This is a genomic window from Streptococcus australis, from assembly GCF_901543175.1.
Taxonomy (GTDB): Bacteria; Bacillota; Bacilli; order Lactobacillales; family Streptococcaceae; genus Streptococcus; species Streptococcus australis_A.
This window is the reverse complement of record NZ_LR594040.1, coordinates 1,409,907-1,435,975: the sequence shown is the minus strand read 5'-3', so window position 1 is coordinate 1,435,975 and position 26,069 is coordinate 1,409,907. Positions and strand designations below refer to the sequence as shown.

19 protein-coding genes are annotated in these 26,069 nt (G+C 42.6%); 18 read left to right on the top strand and 1 reads right to left on the bottom strand.

Features of this window, described 5'->3' with window-relative positions; translation table 11 throughout:
- Positions 1-117: 117 nt before the first annotated feature.
- The 17 genes from secA (at position 118) to FGK98_RS07165 (ending at position 22,680) form a co-directional block, all read left to right on the top strand.
- Positions 118-2,631, top strand: a complete 2,514-nt coding sequence (secA, locus tag FGK98_RS07260) for a preprotein translocase subunit SecA (RefSeq protein WP_138100653.1) — start codon at positions 118-120, stop codon at positions 2,629-2,631.
- 79 nt (positions 2,632-2,710) lie between these two features.
- Entirely contained in the window at positions 2,711-3,742 is a 1,032-nt protein-coding gene (locus FGK98_RS07255) for a 3-deoxy-7-phosphoheptulonate synthase (protein ID WP_138100652.1), read from the top strand.
- Between the two features lies 1 nt (position 3,743).
- Entirely contained in the window at positions 3,744-4,775 is a 1,032-nt protein-coding gene (locus FGK98_RS07250) for a 3-deoxy-7-phosphoheptulonate synthase (protein WP_138100651.1), read from the top strand.
- A gap of 44 nt (positions 4,776-4,819) precedes the next feature.
- Positions 4,820-5,182 (top strand): holo-ACP synthase, encoded by a 363-nt coding sequence (gene acpS, locus FGK98_RS07245; protein ID WP_138101054.1) that lies wholly within the window; start codon positions 4,820-4,822, stop codon positions 5,180-5,182.
- Positions 5,172-6,275: an alanine racemase gene (gene alr / locus FGK98_RS07240; protein WP_138100650.1), complete on the top strand. Its 1,104-nt coding sequence runs from the start codon at positions 5,172-5,174 to the stop codon at positions 6,273-6,275. The genes acpS and alr overlap by 11 nt, the downstream gene beginning before the upstream one ends.
- A 123-nt stretch (positions 6,276-6,398) precedes the next feature.
- On the top strand, positions 6,399-8,414 hold the full coding sequence (gene recG / locus FGK98_RS07230; RefSeq protein ID WP_138100649.1) for an ATP-dependent DNA helicase RecG: 2,016 nt from the start codon (positions 6,399-6,401) through the stop codon (positions 8,412-8,414).
- A 423-nt stretch (positions 8,415-8,837) separates the two neighbouring features.
- Positions 8,838-9,821 (top strand): acetylxylan esterase, encoded by a 984-nt coding sequence (locus FGK98_RS07220; RefSeq protein WP_138101053.1) that lies wholly within the window; start codon positions 8,838-8,840, stop codon positions 9,819-9,821.
- A 328-nt stretch (positions 9,822-10,149) separates the two neighbouring features.
- Complete coding sequence (locus FGK98_RS07215; RefSeq protein ID WP_138100647.1) at positions 10,150-13,977, top strand: SIALI-17 repeat-containing surface protein; 3,828 nt, start codon at positions 10,150-10,152, stop codon at positions 13,975-13,977.
- A gap of 245 nt (positions 13,978-14,222) precedes the next feature.
- Positions 14,223-14,921: an N-acetylmannosamine-6-phosphate 2-epimerase gene (locus FGK98_RS07210; protein WP_125399236.1), complete on the top strand. Its 699-nt coding sequence runs from the start codon at positions 14,223-14,225 to the stop codon at positions 14,919-14,921.
- 114 nt (positions 14,922-15,035) lie between these two features.
- Positions 15,036-16,364 carry an ABC transporter substrate-binding protein gene (locus tag FGK98_RS07205; protein ID WP_138100646.1) on the top strand — a complete coding sequence of 443 codons (1,329 nt, stop codon included), beginning with the start codon at positions 15,036-15,038 and terminating at the stop codon, positions 16,362-16,364.
- A gap of 218 nt (positions 16,365-16,582) precedes the next feature.
- On the top strand, positions 16,583-17,449 hold the full coding sequence (locus FGK98_RS07200) for a carbohydrate ABC transporter permease (RefSeq protein WP_171011152.1): 867 nt from the start codon (positions 16,583-16,585) through the stop codon (positions 17,447-17,449).
- A gap of 15 nt (positions 17,450-17,464) precedes the next feature.
- A complete protein-coding gene (locus FGK98_RS07195) occupies positions 17,465-18,304 on the top strand; it encodes a carbohydrate ABC transporter permease (protein WP_001183243.1) in 840 nt (279 codons plus the stop codon).
- A 172-nt stretch (positions 18,305-18,476) separates the two neighbouring features.
- The gene (locus FGK98_RS07185) at positions 18,477-18,929 is read left to right on the top strand and encodes a YhcH/YjgK/YiaL family protein (RefSeq protein ID WP_138100643.1); all 453 of its coding nucleotides are present in this window, start codon (positions 18,477-18,479) and stop codon (positions 18,927-18,929) included.
- 20 nt (positions 18,930-18,949) lie between these two features.
- The gene (locus tag FGK98_RS07180; RefSeq protein ID WP_138100642.1) at positions 18,950-19,594 is read left to right on the top strand and encodes a YesL family protein; all 645 of its coding nucleotides are present in this window, start codon (positions 18,950-18,952) and stop codon (positions 19,592-19,594) included.
- A 171-nt stretch (positions 19,595-19,765) separates the two neighbouring features.
- Positions 19,766-20,683, top strand: a complete 918-nt coding sequence (locus FGK98_RS07175) for a dihydrodipicolinate synthase family protein (protein WP_138100641.1) — start codon at positions 19,766-19,768, stop codon at positions 20,681-20,683.
- Between the two features lie 18 nt (positions 20,684-20,701).
- On the top strand, positions 20,702-21,586 hold the full coding sequence (locus FGK98_RS07170; protein ID WP_138100640.1) for an ROK family protein: 885 nt from the start codon (positions 20,702-20,704) through the stop codon (positions 21,584-21,586).
- Between the two features lie 329 nt (positions 21,587-21,915).
- Positions 21,916-22,680: a class I SAM-dependent methyltransferase gene (locus FGK98_RS07165; protein ID WP_138100639.1), complete on the top strand. Its 765-nt coding sequence runs from the start codon at positions 21,916-21,918 to the stop codon at positions 22,678-22,680.
- Positions 22,681-22,918: 238 nt separating this feature from the next.
- On the opposite strand, the gene FGK98_RS07160 is transcribed toward FGK98_RS07165, so the two are convergent.
- Positions 22,919-23,770, bottom strand: a complete 852-nt coding sequence (locus FGK98_RS07160) for a MurR/RpiR family transcriptional regulator (RefSeq protein ID WP_138100638.1) — start codon at positions 23,768-23,770, stop codon at positions 22,919-22,921.
- Between the two features lie 256 nt (positions 23,771-24,026).
- Here FGK98_RS07160 and pbp2b point away from each other — a divergent pair, with 256 nt between their 5' ends.
- Positions 24,027-26,069: a penicillin-binding protein PBP2B gene (pbp2b, locus tag FGK98_RS07155; protein WP_138100637.1), complete on the top strand. Its 2,043-nt coding sequence runs from the start codon at positions 24,027-24,029 to the stop codon at positions 26,067-26,069.

The window sequence follows — 26,069 nt, the reverse complement described above, 5'->3', positions numbered from 1 at the left end:
GATTTTAGAGATGTCTTTTCCCTTTTGAAGCGCGGATTCTTTCTTGAAAATTAAGAGCAAATGTGCTAGAATTAAAAGAACATTCTAAAATATTGAGAATCTAAAGTAAGGAAAATAATGGCTAATATTTTAAAAACGATTATTGAAAATGATAAAGGAGAACTTCGGCGTCTGGAAAAGATGGCAGACAAGGTTCTCAAATATGAAGATCAGATGGCAGCCTTGACGGATGACCAGCTGAAAGCAAAAACAGATGAATTTAAGGAACGTTACAATAAGGGTGAATCGCTGGATTCATTGCTCTATGAGGCTTTTGCGGTAGTACGTGAAGCTGCCAAGCGTGTTCTTGGACTTTTCCCATATAAAGTTCAGGTCATGGGTGGGATTGTCCTCCACCATGGAGATGTGCCAGAAATGCGTACTGGTGAAGGAAAAACCTTGACAGCGACCATGCCGGTATACCTCAACGCTCTAGCAGGTGAAGGGGTTCACGTAGTAACGGTCAACGAGTATCTAACAGAACGTGATGCGACTGAGATGGGTGAATTGTATTCATGGCTTGGTTTGTCAGTAGGGATTAATTTGGCTGCTAAGTCACCAATGGAGAAGAAAGAAGCCTATCTCTGTGATATTACCTATTCGACTAACTCAGAGATTGGTTTCGACTACCTTCGTGACAACATGGTTGTTCGGGCAGAAAACATGGTACAGCGTCCGCTCAACTATGCTTTGGTCGATGAGGTTGACTCGATCTTGATTGATGAGGCTCGTACTCCTTTGATCGTTTCAGGTGCCAATGCAGTTGAGACTAGCCAACTCTACCACATGGCGGATCACTTTGTCAAATCTTTGGACAAAGATGACTATATCATCGACATTCAGTCTAAGACTATTGGTTTGTCTGATTCAGGGATTGACAAGGCTGAGAGCTATTTCAAACTGGAAAATCTCTACGATATTGAAAATGTAGCTCTTACTCACTTTATCGATAATGCCCTTCGTGCCAACTACATCATGATTCTCGATATTGACTATGTGGTCAGCGAAGAGCAGGAAATCCTGATTGTCGATCAATTTACAGGTCGTACCATGGAAGGTCGTCGTTACTCTGATGGTTTGCACCAAGCGATTGAAGCAAAAGAAGGTGTACCAATCCAAGACGAGACCAAGACTTCAGCTTCTATCACCTACCAAAACCTCTTCCGTATGTATAAGAAATTGGCAGGTATGACAGGTACTGGTAAAACAGAAGAAGAAGAATTCCGTGAAATCTACAACATCCGTGTCATCCCAATCCCAACCAACCGTCCAATCCAACGTATCGACCACTCAGATCTTCTCTATGCAAGTCTTGATGCAAAATTCAAGGCTGTAGTGGAAGATGTGAAGGCACGTTATCAAAAAGGTCAGCCAGTCTTGGTAGGTACGGTTGCCGTTGAAACCAGTGATTTTCTTTCTAAGAAATTGGTCGAAGCTAGTGTTCCTCACGAAGTCTTGAATGCGAAAAACCACTACAGAGAAGCTCAAATAATCATGAATGCTGGTCAGCGTGGTGCGGTTACCATCGCAACCAACATGGCCGGTCGTGGTACCGACATTAAGCTCGGTGAAGGAGTTCGTGAGTTAGGTGGACTTTGCGTCATTGGTACAGAACGCCACGAAAGTCGCCGTATTGATAATCAACTTCGTGGACGTTCAGGGCGTCAAGGAGACCCAGGTGAGTCACAATTCTACTTGTCTCTTGAAGATGATTTGATGAAACGTTTCGGTTCAGAACGCTTGAAAGGTATCTTTGAACGTCTCAACATGTCTGATGAAGCCATCGAATCTCGCATGCTAACGCGTCAAGTGGAAGCAGCTCAGAAACGCGTTGAGGGGAATAACTACGATACACGTAAACAGGTCCTTCAATACGATGATGTCATGCGTGAACAACGTGAGATCATCTATGCACAACGTTATGATGTCATTACTGCCGACCGTGATTTGGCACCTGAGATTCATGCTATGATCCGCCGTACAATTGGACGAATCGTAGATGCACATTCTCGTTCGAAAGAAGATGAAAAATTGGAAGCAATCTTGAACTTCGCTAAGTATAACTTGCTTCCAGAAGATTCAATTAGCCGTTCAGATCTTGCAGGTCTGTCAGATCAAGCCATCAAAGATGAGCTGTATCAACGTGCATTGAAGGTTTATGATAGTCAAGTTGCCAAACTTCGTGATGAAGAGGCGGTTAAAGAATTCCAAAAAGTCTTGATTCTACGTGTTGTAGACAACAAGTGGACAGACCATATCGATGCTCTTGACCAGTTGCGAAATGCTGTTGGTCTTCGTGGATATGCCCAAAACAACCCTGTTGTAGAATATCAAGCAGAAGGTTTCCGCATGTTTAACGACATGATCGGATCGATTGAGTTCGATGTGACCCGCTTGATGATGAAAGCACAAATCCACGAACAAGAACGTCCTCAAACGGAACACAATATCAGTACAACTGCGACTCGTAATATCGCAGCACAGCAGACTCATCTTCCAGCAGATGTGGACTTGAGCCAAATCGGACGAAATGACCAATGCCCATGTGGATCAGGTAAGAAATTCAAGAACTGTCATGGTAAGAGACAATAATATGAGATAAGATACAGGCGGATACCTGGTGAAAATACATTTTTGCTTGGTGTCCGTTTGCTTTATAAGGAGATGAATCATGGTATTTACAGCTAAAAGTCCTAAAATTAACATTGAAGAAGTTCGCGCCTTGTCTAAATTAGAGGGAGCAGCTCTTGCGAGAAAAAATCAACGTGATCAGGAATTGGAAGCCATCATCCGTGGGGAAGACCAGCGTATTCTCTTGGTGATTGGACCATGTTCATCTGATAACGAAGAGGCGGTTCTCGAGTATGCCAAGCGCTTGTCTGCTTTGCAAGAAGAGGTCAAAGACCGTATTTTTATGGTCATGCGTGTCTATACGGCTAAACCTCGTACCAATGGAGATGGCTATAAGGGCTTGATTCATCAACCAAATGCGACAGAAACTCCTAGCTTGATCAATGGGATCAAGGCTGTTCGCCAACTGCACTACCGTGTGATTACCGAGACGGGAATGACAACAGCTGATGAGATGCTTTATCCTGAAAATCTTCCGCTGGTGGATGATTTGATTTCTTATATGGCTGTTGGAGCTCGTTCTGTAGAGGATCAACAGCACCGTTTTGTAGCGAGTGGAGCAGACTTTTCAACAGGATTTAAAAATCCAACATCTGGAAATCTCAATGTTATGTTTAACGGGATTTACGCAGCGCAAAATAAACAGAGTTTCCTTTTCCTCGGTAAAGAGGTGGAAACAACAGGGAATCCATTGTCCCACGCCATTCTTCGTGGTGCCTTGAATGAATATGGGAAAAATATTCCTAATTACTACTATGACAATTTGATGGATACCATTGCCCAGTATGAAAAGATGGGCTTGGAAAATCCCTTTATCATCATCGATACCAATCATGACAATTCAGGCAAGCAGTACATGGATCAAATCCGTATCGTTCGTCAGACCTTGATCAACCGTGACTGGAATGAGAAGATCAAAAAATATGTTCGTGGTTTTATGATTGAGTCCTATCTGGAAGATGGACGTCAAAATGAGCCAGAAGTTTTTGGTAAGTCCATTACAGATCCGTGTCTCGGATGGGACAACACAGAAGCACTTGTTCGCGAAATTTACCAAACGCTAGGAGAGTAAGATGGCATTTATCGAAAAAGGTCAAGAAATTGATATTGAAGCAATCAAGGCTGCGACTCAGTTGTCAGGTGAAGCCTTGCGAAAAAAAGAAGCCCGTGACAGAGAGTTGGCAGCCATCATTTCGGGTGAGGATGACCGAATCCTTTTGGTGATAGGGCCGTGCTCTTCAGACAATGAAGAAGCTGTGCTTGAATATGCTCATCGCTTAGCAGACTTGCAGAAAAAAGTCGCGGATAAAATCTTTATCGTGATGCGTGTTTATACGGCTAAACCTCGTACTAATGGAGATGGCTATAAAGGCATGATTCATCAACCAAATACCAGCGAAGCGCCTAGTCTCATCAATGGTTTGCAGGCTGTTCGTCAGTTGCACTACCGAGTGATTACCGAAACTGGATTGACGACAGCTGATGAGATGCTTTATCCGTCAAATCTCGTTTTGGTTGATGACCTGGTCAGCTACCATGCTGTAGGGGCTCGTTCAGTGGAAGACCAGGAACACCGCTTTGTAGCTTCTGGAATTGATGCTCCGGTTGGGATGAAAAATCCAACATCTGGGAACCTTGGAGTCATGTTTAATGCCATCTATGCGGCTCAAAACAAGCAAACCTTCCTTTACCACGGTCAAGAAGTGGAAACTTCAGGAAATCCCTTGGCCCACGTTATCCTTCGTGGTGCCATGAACGAATATGGTAAAAATGAACCCAATTTCTACTATGAAACACTCTTAAATGCCATCAATCGTTATGAGACCATGGGGCTTGAAAATCCCTTCATTATCATCGATACCAATCATGACAATTCAGGCAAGCAGTATATGGAACAAATTCGCATTGTTCGTCAAGCCTTGCTGAATCGTGATTGGAATGAAAAGATTAAAAAGACGGTTCGAGGCTTTATGATCGAATCTTACCTAGCAGATGGTCGCCAAAATCAACCAGAGGTCTTTGGTTGCTCTATAACTGACCCTTGTCTAGGTTGGGAAAATACAGTAGCTTTGGTAGAAGAAATTTATACTACCTTAACAAAATAAGTGAAAAGGATGGAGTTGGGGGAATCTCAGCTCCTTTTATGAGTATGATAGTTGGACACGGAATTGATATCGAAGAATTGGCTTCGATAGAAAACGCAGTTACACGACGTGAGGACTTTGCTAAGCGCGTGCTGACAACTAAGGAAATGGAGCGATTTACCAGTCTCAAAGGGCGCAGACAGATCGAATATTTGGCTGGTCGCTGGTCGGCTAAGGAAGCCTTTTCCAAGGCTATGGGAACTGGTATTGGCAAGCTGACCTTTCAGGATTTGGAAGTTTTGAACAATGAACGCGGGGCTCCCTATTTTAATCAGGCTCCATTTTCAGGGAAGATTTGGCTGTCTATCAGCCATACAGATCAGTTTGTGACAGCCAGTGTCATTTTGGAGGAAAATCATGAAAGCTAGTCCACATAGACCAACCAAGGCTCTGATTCATCTGGGAGCCATTCGACAAAATATTCAGCAAATGGAGGCTCATATCCCTGAAGGAACGCTCAAGTGGGCAGTGGTCAAGGCCAATGCCTATGGTCATGGGGCTGTTGCCGTTGCAACGGCGATTCAAGATGATGTTGATGGATTTTGCGTTTCCAATATCGATGAAGCTATCGAGTTGCGTCAAGCAGGTATAAACAAGAAAATCCTCATCTTAGGAGTTTCTGAGCTAGAAGCTGTTTCCCTAGCTAAAGAATACGACATCACCTTGACAGTGGCAGGGTTGGAGTGGATTCAAACACTCTTATCTAGGGAGGCAGACCTAGCAGGCTTATCGGTTCACCTCAAGATTGACTCAGGGATGGGACGGATTGGTTTTAGAGAGGCCAGTGAGGCTGAGCAGGCTCATGACTTGCTCAAGCAAAAGGGTGCTCGCGTTGAGGGAGTCTTTACTCACTTTGCGACTGCAGATGAAGCATCAGATACTTACTTTAATGCCCAGTTGGAACGATTTAAAACCATTCTGTCAAGTATGAAGGAAGTGCCAGAGCTGATCCATGCCAGCAATTCTGCCACGACTCTTTGGCATGCAGAGACTATTTTCAATGCAGTCCGTATGGGAGATGCTATGTATGGTCTCAACCCAAGCGGAGAGGTCTTGGACTTGCCTTATGACTTGACACCAGCCTTGACCTTGCAATCTGCCCTTGTTCATGTCAAAACAGTTCCAGCTGGAGCTTGCATGGGCTATGGAGCAACCTATCAGGCGGATAGTGAGCAAGTCATTGCGACGGTACCAATCGGCTATGCGGATGGTTGGACACGAGACATGCAGAATTTCTCCGTCTTGGTAGATGGACAAGCTTGCCCAATCGTCGGCAGGGTTTCGATGGACCAAATCACCATTCGTCTACCTAAGGTTTACCCACTTGGAACCAAGGTAACCTTGATTGGCTCTGACGGAGATAAGGAAATCACGGCAACTCAGGTAGCAGTCTACCGTGGCACCATTAACTATGAGGTGGTTTGTCTCCTTAGCGATCGCATTCCGAGAGAGTATTACTAATACTCAATGAAAATCAAAGAGCAAACTAGGAAGCTAGCCGCAGGCTGTACTTGAGTACGGTAAGGCGACGCTGACGTAGTTTGAATTTGATTTTCGAAGAGTATAAAAAGAAAGGAGTGGAGCATGAATTTACACCAACCCTTGCATGTCTTGCCTGGTGTGGGACCAAAGTCAGCAGAGAAGTACGCCAAACTAGGAATTGAAAACTTGCAAGATCTCTTGCTCTACTTTCCTTTCCGTTATGAAGATTTCAAGACCAAGCAGGTATTGGAACTAGAAGATGGTGAAAAGGCTGTTCTGTCTGGTCAGGTAGTGACTCCTGCCAGTATCCAGTATTATGGTTTTAAGCGTAATCGCTTGCGCTTTAGTCTCAAACAGGGAGAAGTTGTTTTTGCGGTAAATTTCTTTAACCAGCCTTATCTAGCAGATAAGATAGAATTGGGAGCAACTCTTGCCGTTTTTGGAAAATGGGATCGGGCTAAGGCCAGTCTGACTGGGATGAAGGTTCTGGCTCAGGTGGAAGATGACCTCCAGCCTGTCTATCGACTGGCTCAAGGAATCAGTCAGGCAGGGCTGGTCAAGGTTATCAAGACAGCCTTTGATCAAGGGTTGGACCTCTTGGTAGAGGAAAATCTTCCCCAGTCTTTGCTGGACAAATACAAACTCATGTCCCGTTGTCAGGCAGTTCGTGCCATGCATTTTCCTAAGGATCTGGCAGAATATAAGCAGGCCCTTCGTCGTATCAAGTTTGAGGAACTCTTTTACTTCCAAATGCAGTTACAGACGCTCAAGTCTGAAAATAGAGTTCAAGGAAGCGGTCTAGTTCTGAATTGGTCTCAGGAAAAGGTGACAGCTGCTAAAGAAAATCTTCCTTTTGCCCTGACCCCAGCTCAAGAAAAGAGTTTGCAGGAAATTTTGGCCGACATGAAGTCTGACCACCATATGAATCGTCTCCTGCAAGGAGATGTGGGGAGCGGAAAAACGGTGGTCGCAGGTTTAGCCATGTTTGCGGCAGTGACAGCTGGGTACCAGGCTGCTCTCATGGTACCGACAGAAATCCTAGCAGAGCAACACTTTGAAAGTCTACAGGGTCTCTTTCCAGACTCGAAACTCGCTCTCTTGACAGGATCCTTGAAAGCTGCAGAAAAAAGAGAAGTCTTGGAGACCATAGCAAAAGGTGAGGCCGATTTGATTATCGGGACCCATGCACTGATTCAGGATGGGGTGCAGTATGCCCGTCTTGGTTTGATTATCATCGATGAGCAGCACCGTTTTGGTGTGGGGCAAAGGCGTGTTCTACGTGAAAAAGGGGACAATCCAGATGCCCTCATGATGACGGCGACTCCCATTCCACGGACTTTGGCCATCACAGCCTTTGGTGATATGGATGTTTCCATTATCGACCAGATGCCCGCAGGTCGGAAACCCATTGTGACACGTTGGATCAAGCATGAACAACTACCTCAGGTGTTGACTTGGTTAGAGGGAGAAATTCAGAAAGGTTCTCAAGCCTACGTCATCTCTCCCTTGATTGAAGAATCAGAAGCTTTGGATCTCAAAAATGCCATTGCCTTATCAGAGGAGTTAACAGCTCATTTTGCAGGTAAGGCCGAAGTGGCTCTTCTACATGGTAAGATGAAGAGTGACGAAAAAGACCAGATTATGCAGGATTTCAAAGAGAGAAAAACAGATATTCTAGTATCTACAACTGTTATCGAGGTTGGAGTCAATGTCCCCAATGCAACAGTCATGATCATAATGGATGCCGATCGGTTCGGTCTCAGCCAGCTTCACCAGCTCAGAGGTCGTGTTGGTCGGGGGGACAAGCAGTCCTATGCTGTTCTTGTTGCCAATCCTAAGACTGAGTCTGGGAAAGACCGCATGCGCATCATGACAGAAACCACAAACGGATTTGTCCTTGCTGAGGAAGATTTGAAAATGCGCGGTTCTGGTGAGATTTTTGGAACTAGACAGTCAGGTCTCCCAGAGTTCCAAGTGGCTGATATTATCGAAGACTTTCCGATTTTAGAAGAAGCTAGAAAAATAGCCACCTATATCAGTTCACTACCAAACTGGCAAGAGGATCCAGAATGGCGCATGATTGCTCTCCACCTAGAAAAGAGAGAATATCTGGATTAAGCCTTTTCTAAGAAATCTATAAGCTAGCTTTTAGGTTTGGGTCTTATACTAGAGTCATCAAAAAGAAACGAGGACTCTCAGATGACTATTAAAGTGACCTACCAAAAGAAGTTTCAAACCGTCAAACAAGAGAAAGGAGCTAGCACTTATTGATACACAAAGAGCGGAAACGCTCTTTTTATTTTTAAAACTACTTTCAGACGATCAGTTTGAGGGAGGAGAATCTAAAATCACTTTCTGTTTATACTCAATGAAAATCAAAGAGCAAACTAGGAAACTGGCCGCAGGCTGTGCTTGAGTACGGCAAGGCGACGTTGACGTGGTTTGAATATGATTTTCGAAGGGTATTACCCTTCTTTCTTGCATTGCTTTCTTAGATATGCTACAGTTATGATAGCGATTACAGATCAAAAGGAGCATGCTATGAAAAATCCAGCTTTGCTAGAAGAAATCAAGATTTATAAAGGAAGGGATGAGGTCCCAGAAGACTTTGATGTTTTCTGGGATGAGGAAGTCAAAAAAGTTTCAGTTCTTCCTGCCTACCAGTTGGAGGAAAAGGATTTCCATATTCCTCAAGTAAAGTGCTATGAGCTAATCTTTGAGGGAACTAATGAAGGAAAGGTCTATGCACGCGTCGTCCTTCCAAAGACTGAGGAGAAGGTTCCGCTAATCTTCCATTTCCATGGCTACATGGGGCGTGGTTGGGATTGGGCTGACATGCTGGCCTATACTGTGGCTGGTTACGGTGTTGTTTCTATGGACGTTCGAGGCCAGTCGGGCTATTCACAAGACGGCTTGCGCTCACCACTAGGAAATACGGTCAAGGGGCACATTATCCGTGGTGCCGTTGAAGGACGAGACCAGCTCTTTTATAAGGATGTCTATCTGGATATTTACCAGTTGATCGAAATTGTTGCTAGTCTGCCACAGGTAGATGAGGAAAGACTTTCTAGCTATGGTGCCTCACAGGGAGGAGCTTTAGCCCTGGTTGCAGCAGCGCTTAATCCTCGGATTCAGCGAACAGTTGCCATCTATCCCTTCTTGTCTGACTTTAGACGAGTGCTTGAGATTGGCAATACCAGTGAAGCCTATGATGAACTCTTCCGTTATTTCAAGTTCCACGATCCCTTCCATGAAACAGAGGAGGAAATCATGGCGACCCTTGCCTATATCGATGTGAAGAATCTTGCCCATCGGATCAAAGGAGAGGTCAAGATGATCACGGGCTTGGATGACGATGTTTGCTATCCTATTACCCAGTTTGCGATTTATAATCGTCTAACTTGCGATAAGGCCTATCGTATCATGTCTGAGTATGCCCACGAAGCCATGAATGTTTTTGTCAATGACCAAGTCTACAATTGGCTCTGTGGTAGTGAGATTTCTTTTTCTTATGTAAAAAAATAACTTTGAGAGGGCACTCGCTCTCTTTTTTGTCACAAAGCTCTGAAAGTACTTTTAGAAAATTTAAAATATTAAAATAGTCTTAAAAGTAAAATCTATTCTATATCAATTTAGCTATAAAGTTCAAAGTTTATTGTATAATAAGGGAAAGGTATTATGCGAAAGGAGGAAACTTTCCGCTGTTTGATCAGAGAATAAGAACAGTGGACGTTTGAAGAATGGGAGGTCTCATTCAGTCGGTTACTTTCTTTTTACTTGTTTAGTTGGAGGAACTAAAAATTTTAAGAAGAAAAGAAAGCGCTTTATTTTTATGAAAAATGGAAGGACAAACATGAATTACAACTCTTTACATCGAAAACAACGATACGGAATTCGAAAATTTGCAGTTGGGGCGGCATCGGTAGTGATTGGTACAGTTGTATTTGGAGTTTCGCCAGTTTTAGCTCAAGAGCAAGCTGGAGCCAATACAGAAACTGTCAAATCTGGTCAAGGGCAAGGATTATCAGAGTTACCAAAAGAAGTGTCTTCTGGAGATCTTGAACATTTGGATAAGAACTTGGCTGGTAAATTGGCAGCAGCTCAGGACAACGGAGTTGAAGTGGATCAAGATCATTTAAAAAAGAATGAGAATACGGAGTCAGAAGCTTCTCCATCTAGCGATACCCCTGACCAAGGAAGCGAGCATGAAGAAGAAACAGAAGACCAGGGAGCGCTTCCTCGTGATTATTATTCAAGGGATCTACAAAATGCCAATCCTGTCCTAGAAAAAGAAGATGTTGAAACCAATGCGGCAAATGGTCAGAGAGTTGATTTATCAAGTGAATTAGAGAAGCTAAAGAAACTTGAAAACGCAACTGTTCATATGGAGTTTAAGCCAGATGCCAAAGCTCCACGCTTTTACAATCTCTTCTCTGTATCCAGTGACACTAAGGAAAATGAGTACTTTACTATGTCGGTCCTTGATAATACAGCTCTTATTGAAGGACGCGGGGCTAAAGGGGAGCAGTTCTATGATAAATATACGGATGCCCCTTTGCAAGTACGTCCTGGCCAGTGGAACTCAGTGACCTTTACAGTTGAAAAACCGACAGCAGAGTTACCTCATGGTCGAGTGCGTCTCTATGTGAACGGAGTATTATCTCGAACAAGTCTAAAATCTGGTAACTTCATCAAAGATATGCCAGATGTTAATCAAGCTCAACTTGGAGCAACCAAACGGGGCAATAAAACAGTTTGGGCATCAAATCTACAAGTTCGAAACCTAACCGTTTATGATCGTGCCTTAAGTCCAGAAGAAGTTCAGACTAGAAGTCAACTATTTGAAAGAGGTGATTTGGAGAAGAAACTTCCAGAAGGTGCGAAAATCTCAGAGAAAGAAGACGTCTTTGAAGGGGGAATGAACAACAAACCAAATAAAGATGGAATCAAGAGTTATCGTATTCCAGCTCTTCTCAAGACAGATAAAGGAACTCTGATTGCAGGTGCGGATGAACGCCGTCTCCATTCGAGTGACTGGGGTGATATCGGTATGGTCATCAGACGTAGTGAAGACAATGGTAAAACTTGGGGAGACCGAGTAACCATTACCAACTTACGTGACAATCCAAAAGCTTCTGACCCATCGATCGGTTCACCAGTGAACATCGACATGACCTTGACTCAAGATCCTGAGACCAAACGCATCTTTGCCATTTATGACATGTTCCCAGAAGGAAAAGGAATCTTTGGGATGTCTTCGCAAAAAGAAGAGGCCTACAAAGAAATCAATGGTAAAATCTATCAAATCCTCTATCGTGAAGGAGAAAAGGAAGCTTATACCATTCGAGAAAATGGTACTGTCTACACACCAGATGGCAAGGCGACGGACTACCGCGTTGTTGTAGATCCTGTCAAACCAGCCTATAGCGACAAGGGTGATTTATACAAGGGTGACCAGCTATTAGGCAATATCTATTTCACAACAAACAAAACTTCCCCATTTAGAATTGCTAAGGATAGTTACCTATGGATGTCCTACAGTGATGATGACGGGAAGACCTGGTCAGCACCTCAAGATATCACTCCGATGGTCAAAGCCGATTGGATGAAATTCTTAGGTGTAGGTCCTGGAGTGGGGATTACCCTTCGTACTGGGCCACATAAAGGTCGGATTGTCGTTCCTGTCTATACGACTAATCGTACCAACCACCTCAATGGTTCCCAATCATCTCGAATCATCTACTCAGACGATCATGGTAAAACATGGCATATGGGTGGTGGTGTCAATGACAATCGTAAACTTTATGATGGTACCGTGGTGGATTCAAGCACCATGAACAATTATTATGCTCAAAATACCGAGGCTTCAGTTGTTCAGTTAAACAATGGGGATCTCAAACTATTTATGCGTGGTTTGACAGGTGATCTACAGGTTGCAACTAGTCATGACGGTGGTCTAACTTGGGACAATCACGTTGATCGCTACGATGTACCAGATGTTTATGTTCAAATGGCTGCGACTCATACGGTTCAAAATGGTAAAGAGTATATTCTCTTGGCAAATGCGAATGGTCCAGGTCGTAAAAATGGCTATATTCGAGTGGCTCGTGTAGAAAAAGATGGCCAGTTAACTTGGTTGCACCACCATTTGATTCAAGAAGGCGAGTATGCTTATAACTCACTTCAACAAATTGGGCCAGATGAATTTGGACTTTTATATGAGCACCATGCGCCTGGAGGTGTTCCATATACACTTTCCTTCAAGAAATTCAACTGGGATTTCTTGACCAAGGATTGGATTTCTCCTAAAGAAGCAAAAGTGAAATACGCGATTGAAAAATGGCCAGGTATTCTTGCGATGGAGTTTGATTCGGAAGTATTGGTCAACAAGGCTCCAACCCTTCAATTGGCAAATGGTAAAACAGCACGTTTCATGACCCAGTATGATACGAAAACCCTCCTATTTACAGTGGATTCAGAGGATATGGGTCAAAAAGTTACAGGTCTGGCAGAAGGTGCAATTGAAAGTATGCATAATTTACCAGTCTCTGTGGCTGGGGCTAAGCTTTCGAATGGAATGAACGGAAGTGAAGCTGCTGTTCATGAAGTGCCAGAATACACAGGCCCATTAGGTACAGCGGGCGAAGAGCCAGCTCCAACAGTCGAGAAGCCAGAATACACAGGCCCACTAGGTACAGCAGGCGAAGAGCCAGCTCCAACGGTTGATAAGCCTGAATTCACAGGAGGTGTTAATGCAGAAGAAGCGGCTGTGACAGAAGTTCCAGAGTACACAGGTCCGTTAGCAACAGTAGGCGAAGAAGCAGCTCCAACGGTTGATAAACCTGAATTTACAGGCGGTGTCAACGCTGTTGAGGCGGCAGTCCATAAACTTCCAGAATATACAGGTTCATTAGGCACAGCGGGCGACGAGGTAGCTCCAACAGTCGAGAAGCCAGAATATACAGGCGGTGTGAATGCTGTTGAAGCAGCAGTCCATGAACTTCCAGAGTACACAGGCCCACTAGGGACAGCTGGCGAAGAGCCAGCCCCAACAGTCGAGAAGCCTGGATTTACAGGAGGAGTTAATGCTGTTGAGGCTGCAGTCCATGAAGTGCCGGAGTACACAGGTCCTTTGGCAACAGTAGGCGAAGAAGCAGCACCAAAAGTAGCTAAGCCTGAATTTTCAGGCGGAGTTAATGCTGTTGAGGCCGCAGTCCATGAAGTGCTGGAGTACACAGGTCCTTTGGCAACAGTAGGCGAAGAAGCAGCACCAAAAGTAGATAAGCCTGAATTTACAGGCGGAGTTAATGCTGTTGAGGCCGCAGTTCATGAACTGCCAGAGTACACAGGCCCACTAGGGACATCCGGCGAAGAGCCAGCTCCGACAGTCGAGAAGTCAGAATACACAGGCGGAGTTAATGCTGTTGAGGCGGCAGTCCATGAACTTCCAGAGTTTAAAGGTGGGGTTAATGTAGCCGATGCAGCTGTACATGAAATTGCAGAATATAAGGGTGCTAATTCGCTTGTAACTCTTGCTGCAGAAGATTATACTTACAAAGCTCCTCTTGCTCAGCAGAAACTTCCTGATACAGGGAATAAGGAGAGTGGACTCCTTGCCTCACTAGGACTAACAGCTTTCTTCCTTGGCTTGTTTGCAATGGGGAAAAAGAGAGAAAAGTAAGAGAATAATTTTAATCATTTGGCTTTGTAAAATTAGAAGGAGATAGTAGGTTTTTCAGCCTGCTATCTTTTTCTTTCGGTTCAAGGTGTGCTAATAAGAAATTCTAAGATGTCTGAAACTACTTTCAGGATAGTCTGTTCTATAAAATAGTTTTGAAACTGAAATCTATTCCACTACAAACTATTGAAAGCGCTTAACAAATGATATATAATAAGCCCATAAGAACAAGAAAGGGAGGAAAGAGGATGCCACAGATCAGCAAAGAAGCCTTGATTGAACAAATCAAAGATGGAATCATTGTCTCTTGCCAGGCACTTCCTCACGAACCGCTTTATACAGAAGCGGGAGGGGTCATCCCCTTGCTAGTCAAAGCGGCTGAGCAAGGTGGAGCAGTCGGTATCCGAGCAAACAGTGTTCGTGATATCAAGGAGATCAAGGAGGTTACGAAACTCCCGATTATCGGGATTATCAAGCGTGACTATCCGCCGCAGGAGCCATTCATTACAGCTACTATGAAAGAAGTTGATGAACTGGCTGAACTAGACATAGAGGTCATTGCTCTGGATTGTACCAAACGTGAACGTTACGACGGTTTGGAAATCCAGGATTTTATCCGACAAGTCAAAGAAAAATATCCTCATCAACTCTTAATGGCTGATACCAGTACTTTTGAAGAAGGGCTAGCAGCAGTCGAAGCAGGAATTGATTTTGTTGGAACAACCCTATCAGGTTATACTTCTTACAGTCCAAAAGTAGATGGTCCAGACTTTGAACTGATTAAAAAACTCTGCGATGCCGGTGTGGATGTCATCGCTGAAGGGAAAATTCATACACCAGAACAAGCCAAACAAATCCTTGAATATGGGGTGCGAGGCATCGTTGTCGGTGGAGCTATTACTAGACCGAAAGAGATTACGGAACGCTTTGTTGCCGGTCTTAAATAACACAATCTCAAAACAGAGGAGAGTGGTCGATGCGTCGGATGAAATGAAAACGTATACAAATAGAAGCTTACTCACTATCCAATATGGACACGCTTATTAATTAGGAGAATACAAATGAAATTTAGAAAACTAGCTTGTACAGTACTTGCAGGTGCTGCGATTCTTGGCCTTGCGGCTTGTGGGAATTCTGGTGGAAGTAAAGATGCTGGAAAATCTGGTAGCGATAGCGGAAAAACAGAAATCACTTGGTGGGCATTCCCAGTCTTCACACAAGAAAAAACTGGTGATGGTGTTGGAACTTATGAAAAATCAATCATCGAAGCTTTTGAAAAAGCAAATCCAGATGTAAAAGTGAAATTGGAAACCATCGACTTCAAGTCAGGTCCAGAAAAGATCACAACAGCTATCGAAGCAGGAACAGCGCCAGATGTACTCTTTGACGCACCAGGACGTATCATCCAATACGGTAAAAATGGTAAATTGGCTGAGTTGAATGACCTCTTCACAGACGAATTCGTCAAAGATGTTAACAATGAAAACATCGTACAAGCAAGTAAGGCTGGAGACAAAGCTTACATGTATCCAATCAGTTCAGCACCATTCTACATGGCCATGAACAAGAAGATGTTGGAAGATGCTGGTGTTCTAAACCTTGTAAAAGAAGGTTGGACAACTGATGACTTTGAAAAAGTTTTGAAAGCGCTTAAAGATAAAGGATATACACCAGGTTCATTGTTCAGTTCTGGTCAAGGGGGAGACCAAGGAACACGTGCCTTCATCGCAAACCTTTATGGCGGTTCTGTAACAGACAAAGACGTAACCAAATATACAACAGACGATCCAAAATTCGTCAAAGGTCTTGAAAAAGCTGCTAGCTGGATTAAAGACGGTCTATTGAACAACGGTTCACAATTTGACGGTGGAGCAGACATCCAAAACTTTGCGAACGGTCAAACTTCATACACAATCCTTTGGGCACCAGCTCAAAACGGTATCCAAGCTAAACTCTTGGAAGCAAGTAAGGTAGACGTGGTAGAAGTACCATTCCCATCAGACTCTGGTAAACCATCTCTTGAATACCTTGTAAACGGATTTGCAGTATTTAACAACAAAGACGACAAGAAAGTCGCAGCTGCTAAGAAATTCGTTCAATTCATCGCAGATGACAAAGAATGGGGTCCTAAAGACGTTGTTCGTACAGGTGCCTTCCCAGTTCGTACATCATTTGGCAAACTTTATGATGACAAACGTATGGAAACAATCAGCAGCTGGACTAAATACTACTCACCATACTACAACACAATCAACGGATTTGCTGAAATGAGAACACTTTGGTTCCCAATGTTGCAATCTGTATCAAATGGTGACGAAAAACCAGCGGATGCTTTGAAAGCCTTCACTGAAAAAGCTAACGAAACAATCAAAAAAGCTACAAAACAATAAGCACTAAGTCAGATTGATTCCCCCTTTTCCCTGTGCACTAAGGTGTAAGAAAAGGGGGACTTTTGTTTGAAATGTAAGGAACTGTCACGAAATTAAAATGAAGTTCTTACATAAGCGAATCTTAAAAAATTTCATTTTGATTTTAAAACAGTTCAAGAAAATCAAAAAATATTCTATTCGAAAGAGAGGTGCCGACTGTGAAAGTCAATAAAATTCGCATGCGGGAAACAGTGATTTCCTATGCTTTCTTAGCACCAGTATTGTTCTTCTTTGTGATCTTCGTCTTGGCTCCTATGATTATGGGATTCATTACAAGCTTCTTTAACTACTCCATGACCAGCTTTGAGTTTGTGGGCTTAGACAACTACGTTCGCATGTTTAAAGATCCTGTCTTTACCAAGTCTTTGATCAATACCGTTATTCTGGTTATTGGATCAGTTCCGATTGTGGTTCTCTTCTCGCTCTTTGTAGCATCTCAAACCTATCATCAAAATGCGATTGCTAGATCCTTCTATCGTTTCGTATTCTTCCTTCCTGTAGTTACAGGTAGCGTTGCCGTAACGGTTGTATGGAAATGGATTTACGATCCCCTATCAGGGATTCTGAACTTTGTCCTTAAGTCAAGTCATATCATCAGCCAAAACATTTCTTGGCTGGGTGATAAAAACTGGGCCTTGCTAGCGATTATGATTATCCTTTTGACAACATCTGTTGGTCAACCGATTATCCTTTATATCGCTGCCATGGGAAATATTGATAATTCACTTGTTGAAGCAGCGCGTGTTGACGGTGCGACTGAGTTCCAAGTCTTCTGGAAGATCAAATGGCCTAGCCTTCTTCCAACAACTCTTTACATCGCGATCATTACGACTATCAACTCTTTCCAATGTTTCGCCTTGATTCAATTGTTGACATCTGGTGGTCCAAACTACTCAACAAGTACACTCATGTACTACCTTTACGAAAAAGCCTTCCAATTGACAGAATACGGCTATGCAAATACCATCGGTGTCTTCTTGGCAGTGATGATTGCCATTGTCAGCTTTGCTCAATTCAAGATCCTCGGAAACGACGTAGAATACTAAAGAAAGGAGACAGTTATGCAACCCACACAAAAGAAACCTTTAACAGCTTTCACTGTTATTTCAACGATTATCTTGCTCTTGTTGACCGTACTGTTCATCTTTCCATTCTACTGGATCTTGACAGGGGCCTTCAAATCACAACCTGATACCATCATGATTCCACCACAGTGGTTCCCTAAAATGCCAACCATGGAGAACTTCCAACAACTCATGGTGCAAAACCCTGCTATGCAGTGGATGTGGAACTCTGTATTTATCTCACTGGTAACCATGTTCTTAGTCTGTGCAACCTCTTCTCTAGCAGGTTATGTCTTGGCTAAAAAACGTTTCTATGGTCAGCGCATCCTCTTTGCAGTCTTTATCGCTGCCATGGCTCTTCCAAAACAAGTTGTCCTTGTACCATTGGTGCGTATCGTCAACTTCATGGGAATTCACGATACACTTTGGGCAGTTATCCTGCCTTTGATTGGATGGCCATTCGGGGTCTTCCTCATGAAACAATTCAGTGAAAATATCCCTACAGAATTGCTTGAATCAGCTAAAATCGACGGTTGTGGTGAAATTCGTACCTTCTGGAGCGTAGCCTTCCCTATTGTGAAGCCAGGATTTGCAGCCCTTGCAATCTTTACCTTCATCAATACTTGGAACGACTACTTCATGCAGTTGGTTATGTTGACTTCACGTCAAAACTTGACTATCTCACTCGGGGTTGCAACCATGCAGGCTGAAATGGCAACCAACTATGGTTTGATCATGGCTGGTGCAGCTCTTGCAGCCGTGCCAATCGTAACCGTCTTCCTTGTCTTCCAAAAATCCTTCACTCAGGGTATTACTATGGGAGCTGTTAAGGGATAAGAAAAGTAAACTAGTATATCAAGGTTGCGGAAGTGGTCTTGACATACTATGGAAATATAGAGTTATAAGTGTCTACAAAATGGAGAGAATGCAGTTACTTCGTGAAGTTTTGTCAGACACTTATAAACTTAATTTATGATTCTGGTTAACTATCAGAAACGAAGGAAAAAGTATGATTTTTGACGATTTGAAAAACATCACCTTTTACAAAGGGATTCATCCCAATCTAGATAAGGCTATCGACTATCTCTATCAGCACCGTAAGGGTTCTTTCGAACTAGGTAAGTATGAGATTGACGGGGACAAGGTCTTTCTAGTTGTTCAGGAAAATGTCCTCAATCAAGCTGAAAATGATCAATTTGAGCACCATAAGAATTATGCAGATTTGCATTTGCTGGTAGAAGGACATGAATATTCGAGCTACGGTTCACGTATCAAAGACGAGGCGGTAGCATTCGATGAAGCGAGTGACATTGGTTTTGTCCATTGTCATGAACACTACCCACTCTTGTTGGGTTATCACAATTTTGCGATTTTCTTCCCAGGAGAACCTCACCAGCCAAATGGCTATGCAGGTATGGAAGAGAAGATTCGCAAATATCTCTTTAAAATTTTGATTGATTAAAAAAATCAGGAGGAGCAAACATGGCACAAAAAGGAGTAAGCCTTATCAAGGCAGCATTTGATACAGATAACTTTCTCATGCGATTCAGTGAAAAGGTCTTGGATATCGTGACAGCCAATCTTCTTTTTGTCGTCTCTTGTTTGCCCATCGTGACGATTGGAGTGGCTAAAATCAGCCTCTATGAAACCATGTTTGAGATTAAGAGAAGCAGACGAGTACCTGTTTTCAGAACCTATCTGAGAGCTTTCAAGCAAAATTTGAAACTGGGTTTCCAGTTAGGTTTGCTAGAGTTGGGCATAGTTTTGTTGAGTCTTTTAGACCTCTATCTCTTCTGGGGACAGACAGCTTTGCCTTTCCAGCTTGTGAAAGCTATTTGTTTGGGGATTCTCATCTTCCTCACTCTGGTGATGCTGGCTAGTTATCCCATCGCTGCTCGCTATGATTTGTCTTGGAAAGAAGTGCTGCAAAAAGGGCTTATCTTGGCAAGTTTTAACTTTCCGTGGTTCTTCCTCATGTTAGCCATTCTCTTTCTCATAGTGATGGTCCTTTATCTATCTGCCTTCACTCTCCTTTTGGGTGGGTCAGCCTTTATCCTCTTTGGTTTTGGTTTGCTAGTCTTTCTCCAAGCAGGTTTGATGGAGAAAATCTTCGCCAAATACCAGTAGAATGAGGTGTTTCTGAAACTACTTTCAATCGTTACAGTTTCTAAAACACAAGTAGAAACTAAAATCTAAGTGTATACAAGATATTGAAAGCGATTTTCACAAGGTGTATACTAAACTTGTAAAAAATAGAACTGCTCTCAGCAGAAAAAAAGAAATCTTAGGAGAAAATCTATGTCAGATTTGAAAAAATACGAAGGTGTCATTCCAGCCTTCTACGCATGTTATGATGATCAAGGAGAAGTCAGTCCAGAGCGTACGCGTGCCTTGGTTCAATACTTCATTGATAAGGGAGTTCAAGGCCTCTATGTCAACGGTTCTTCTGGTGAATGTATCTACCAAAGCGTTGAAGACCGCAAGTTGATTTTGGAAGAAGTCATGGCAGTTGCCAAAGGTAAATTGACTATCATTGCTCACGTTGCTTGCAACAACACAAAGGATAGTATGGAACTTGCTCGCCATGCGGAAAGTTTGGGAGTAGATGCTATCGCAACAATCCCACCAATTTACTTCCGTTTGCCTGAGTACTCAGTTGCTAAATACTGGAATGATATCAGTGCTGCAGCGCCAAACACAGACTATGTGATCTACAACATTCCTCAATTAGCAGGTGTTGCTTTGACTCCAAGTCTCTACACTGAAATGTTGAAGAATCCTCGTGTTATCGGTGTTAAGAACTCTTCTATGCCAGTTCAAGATATCCAAACCTTTGTCAGCCTTGGGGGAGAAGACCACATCGTATTCAATGGTCCAGATGAACAGTTCCTAGGTGGCCGTCTCATGGGTGCAAAAGCTGGTATCGGTGGTACTTATGGTGCTATGCCAGAACTCTTCTTGAAACTTAATGAGTTGATTGCTGACAAAGACTTGGAAACAGCGCGTGAATTGCAGTATGCTATCAACGCAATCATTGGTAAATTGACTGCTGCACATGGAAATATGTACTGTGTCATCAAAGAAGTTTTGAAACTCAATGAAGGATTGAATATTGGTTCAGTTCGTTCGCCATTGACACCAGTGACTGAAGAAGATCGCCCAGTTGTAGAAGCAGCTGCTCAATTGATTCGTGAAACCAAGGAGCGCTTCCTCTAAATCCATAAGGAGGTATTTATGACACACTACGTTGTAATTGATATTGGTGGAACCAACATCAAATATGGTTTGATTGACCAAGAAGGCCAACTGGTTGAATCGCATGAAATGTCAACTGAGGCGCATAAGGGTGGACCCCATATCTTACAAAAGACAAAAGATATCGTTTCCAGCTATTTAGAAAAAGGCCCAGTAGCAGGTGCTGCCATTTCTTCTGCAGGAATGGTGGATCCTGATAAGGGTGAGATTTTCTATGCTGGCCCACAAATTCCGAATTATGCAGGGATCCAGTTCAAAAAGGAAATCGAGACGAACTTTTCGATTCCTTGTGAAATTGAAAATGATGTCAACTGTGCAGGTCTAGCTGAGGCAGTATCTGGTTCAGGTAAGGGAGCGAGTGTGACACTTTGCTTGACTATTGGAACAGGTATCGGTGGTTGCTTGATTATGGATGGGAAAGTTTTCCATGGATTTAGCAATTCAGCCTGTGAAGTCGGTTATATGCATATGCAGGATGGAGCTTTCCAAGATTTGGCTTCTACGACAGCCTTGGTAGAATATGTGGCAGCAGCTCATGGTGATCCAGTTGATCAGTGGAATGGGCGACGCATTTTCAAGGAGGCCACAGAAGGAAACAAGGTCTGTATGGCTGGCATTGACCGCATGGTAGATTACCTTGGAAAAGGTCTGGCAAATATTTGTTACGTTGCCAATCCAGAAGTGGTCATTCTCGGTGGCGGTATCATGGGACAAGAGGCTATTCTTAAACCAAAGATCCGCACAGCCTTGAAGGCGGCCTTGGTACCAAGTCTGGCTGAAAAAACACGATTAGAATTTGCCCATCACCAAAATACAGCAGGTATGTTGGGAGCTTATTATCATTTCAAAACAAAACAATCCTAGTTTGGAACTATAGAATTAAGAAGAACACTTAATCACTACTTGAGTGAAAAATGTTTTGCTTAATTCTTTTTTTATTGAAAAATTTGAGCGAAAGGAGGTAATCGTGAGAAACTAGGAGAAAATAATCGCCTTTTATGAAAGGTTAAGGCGAGAGCAATTCTATCATCAATTTAATTGATATTTAGCTTGAGTAAATGAGAAAATGTGGAAAAATGATATAATGAGATAGGCGAAAATTGACAAATTAGAATTTGTATAGGTGAGAAAAATGCAATGGCAACCTATTCACCTTAAATCGAAATAGTATCAAATTACGAGGAGATTATCAGATGAACGATTATATAAAATGTAATCAAGATAGATGGAATAATGTCAAAAATGACTATACTGAGCCATTGACACATGAAGAATTAGAAGAAGCTAGAAAACATCCAATTTCTGTTGCCTTAACTGTTGGGAAAAAAGTTCCGAAAGAATGGTTTGAAAAAGCCAAGGGAAAAAAGATATTAGGTCTAGCTTGTGGTGGTGGACAGCAGGGTCCAGTTTTTGCTCTAAAAGGTTATGATGTCACCATCATGGATTTTTCTAAATCACAATTAGAAAGAGATGAGTTGGTTGCTAAAAGAGAAGGATTAAAAATCACTACCGTTCAAGGCGATATGACAAAACCATTTCCATTTGAAGATGAAACCTTTGATATTATTTTTAATCCAGTTTCAAATGTATATATAGAGGATTTAGAAAACATGTATAAAGAAGCCTCTCGCGTATTGAAAAAGGGCGGTTTGTTAATGGTCGGATTTATGAATCCTTGGATATACATGTATGATGCCGACATTGTATGGGACAAGCCCGATAAGGAATTGCTGTTAAAGTTTTCACTACCTTTTAATTCAAAAGAGCTTGAGGCGGAAGGCAAAATAACCATAGACCCAGAGTATGGCTATGAATTTAGCCATACCTTAGAAACGCAAATCAGAGGACAACTTAAAAATGGTCTCGCTATGATTGATTTTTATGAATCATGTGACAAAAGACATCGATTGTCACGTTATGGAAATGACTACATCGCTACACTCTGCATTAAACTATAATCTTATAGAACGTACTTCTGAAGAATAGCTCATTTTATTTTCCTGAAGGGTTAAAATCTAAATCCCAGTTTGTCGAAGTAAAACAATTAAATAAAATTAGAGAAAGGAAGTAAAAGCAGATAGTTGATACTTCCTTTTTTGTTGACAAACATTCAAAAACGGAAAGGAGGATTGGGAAGACCACCTATGAGCCAATTACCATTTCAAAACAAAACAATCCTAGTTTGGTTCAACCAAACTAGGATTTTCTAACGCGTTTTTGTCTACGATAGCCGTTGAGTTTTTTATTTTCCCAATAACTATTAAAAATTTTTTCCTTGCTATCGCGATTGATTTCCAAAAAGTAGGCATAAATCAAATCTATTAAAATGAGCATAGGAAGTTGAGCGGAAATACGCTGGATGTATGAAGATTGGCTATGACTTGCGACGAGGACTGTTTCGGTGTAGGCCTGACTATTTTTGTTTGGTGCGCTGGTAAAGAGGATGGTCTTGGCGCCCATTTCCATGGCATCCAACAAACTATCGAGGACGGATTGGGTAGTGCCTGATAGGGAAAAACCAAGTACCAAACAGTTTTCATCCATTATGCTAGTCGTCCATGCAAAGCCATCCTGATCGGTCAAAGCTTCACAGACAACACCTAGTCGCATAAAACGCAGTTTCATCTCACGGGCAATCAGACCAGAACTTCCCGTCCCAAAAAAGTAAACTCGTTCAGCATCCTCAATTAACTGAGCTACACGTTCAAGCTGCGCTTCATCGATCAAATCCTGTGTTTGTTCCCGTAGGTTGCTGTAGCTTCGAAGTACACGTTTGGTCAAAGGACTATGTTTGTGAGAATGGGTGTCCTGTTTATTGGCCTGGTGCTGGTATTGAAAAACAAATTCTCGATAGCCAGTAAAGCCACATTTTTTTGCAAAACGGGTAAGGGCAGCTTGGGAAACATGCAGTTTTTGAGTAACCTGTTGTGATGATAGATCATCCACAATCGTATCTACCTGCAAGAAATAACGAGCTATTTCCTGCTCTAACTCTGTTAATTCTTCAAAATGAAGATCAATAATAGTTGCGATATCCTGCTTTTTCATGGAGCTCCTTTTCATGAGTCAAACTCTTAAAAGTTGACGATTGCCTGCTTATTAACATCATTATATCATAGAAGATAGGATAACTAAATAAAAAGGCATTTTCAGTTAAAAGTTAAAAAATGCTTCGACTTTTCCAAGAGTTTCTCCGTAAAATATGGTACAATGAAAAGTACTGAGCTTCACCCGTTTGCTCTATTATTTTAGCTGAAAATGAAGGTGAAAATCGGAAATTTTTCTAGAAAAGAGTCTTAGTTGTATGAGAAAATTTAATAGCCATTCGATTCCGATTCGGCTTAATTTACTGTTTGCCATTGTTATCCTGCTGTTTATGACCATTATCGGTCGATTGTTATACATGCAGGTGCTAAATAAAGATTTCTATGAAACAAAATTGGCTTCAGCCAGCCAAACAAGGGTAACAACCAGTTCAGCTCGTGGGCAGATTTATGATGCAACAGGGAAACCCTTGGTAGAAAACACACTTAAGCAAGTTGTTTCTTTCACACGAAACAATAAGATGACGGCGGCAGAGTTAAAGGAGACGGCTAAAAAACTGCTGACTTATGTAAATGTAACTTCCCCTAATCTGACAGACCGTCAGATTGCAGACTACTACTTAGCGGACCAGGACGTTTACAAAAAAACAGTCGAATCCTTGCCAAGTGATAAACGCCTAGATTCAGATGGAAATCGCTTATCTGAAGCGACTCTCTACAATAATGCGGTTGAAAGTATTGACGTGAGTCAACTCAATTATACAGATGACCAGAAAAAGGAAATCTATCTCTTTAGTCAGCTCAATGCTGTTGAAAATTTTGCTACAGGAACCATTTCTACGGATGCCTTGGATGATACTCAGGTCGCTCTCGTCGCATCAGCATCCAAGGAATTACCAGGGATCAGCATTTCAACTTCATGGGACCGAAAAGTACTAGACACTTCTCTATCGTCTATCGTCGGTAGTGTTTCAAATGAGAAGTCCGGTCTTCCAGCTGAGGAAGTTGACGCTTATCTCAAGAAAGGCTACTCTCTCAATGACCGAGTGGGAACTTCTTATCTTGAAAAGCAATATGAAGATGTCCTCCAAGGCAAACGCTCCGTCAAGGAAATCCACCTCGACAAACATGGAAATATGGAAAGTGTGGAGAATGTCGAGGAAGGAAGCAAAGGAAACAATATCAAACTAACGATTGACCTAGCTTTCCAGAATGGTGTGGATGACCTACTCAAGAGCTACTTTAACTCCGAGTTGAGTAATGGTGGCGCCAAATATTCGGAAGGAGTCTACGCAGTCGCTCTCAATCCTAAAACAGGTGCAGTTCTAGCCATGTCTGGTATCAAACATGATGTTGAATCAGGCAAACTGAGCTCAGACTCTCTAGGCACAGTCACTAACGTCTTTGTGCCAGGTTCTGTTGTTAAGGCGGCGACTATTAGTTCTGGCTGGGAAAACGGCGTCTTGTCAGGAAATCAAACCTTGACAGACCAGCCGATTGTTTTCCAAGGTTCAGCTCCTATCAATTCATGGTATACCTTGTCCTACGGTTCTTTTCCTATCACAGCGGTTGAAGCCTTAGAATACTCATCCAATACCTACATGGTGCAAACAGCTTTGGGAATTATGGGACAGACCTATAAACCCAATATGATGGTAGCAACGAGTCAATTAGATACAGCTATGGGCAAATTACGATCAACCTTTGGGGAATATGGACTCGGAGCTTCAACAGGGATTGATCTTCCAGATGAATCAACAGGATTTATACCAAAAGAATTTGATTTGGCCAACTATCTAAATAATGCTTTTGGTCAGTTTGACAACTACACACCTATGCAGTTAGCCCAGTATGTCGCGACCATTGCAAACAACGGCGTACGATTGGCTCCCCACATCGTTGAAGGGGTTTATGGAAACAATGACCAAGGTGGCTTAGGTAGTCTAGTTCAAGAAACAGCTACCAAGGAAATGAACAAGGTTAATATCTCAGAAGCAGATATGGCTATCTTGCAACAAGGTTTCTATCAAGTTTCTCATGGAACGAGCGCTCTGACAACTGGTCGTGCCTTTTCAAATGGCGCAGCCGTTTCCATCAGTGGAAAGACAGGTACTGCCGAAAGTTATGTTAATGGCGGTCAAAAAGCCAACAATACCAACGCAGTCGCCTATGCACCAACCGAAAATCCTCAAATCGCAGTCGCAGTCGTCTTTCCTCATAACACCAACCTTACAAACGGTGTCGGACCTTCGATTGCACGCGACATTATCAATCTTTATAACCAACACCATCCAATGAATTAG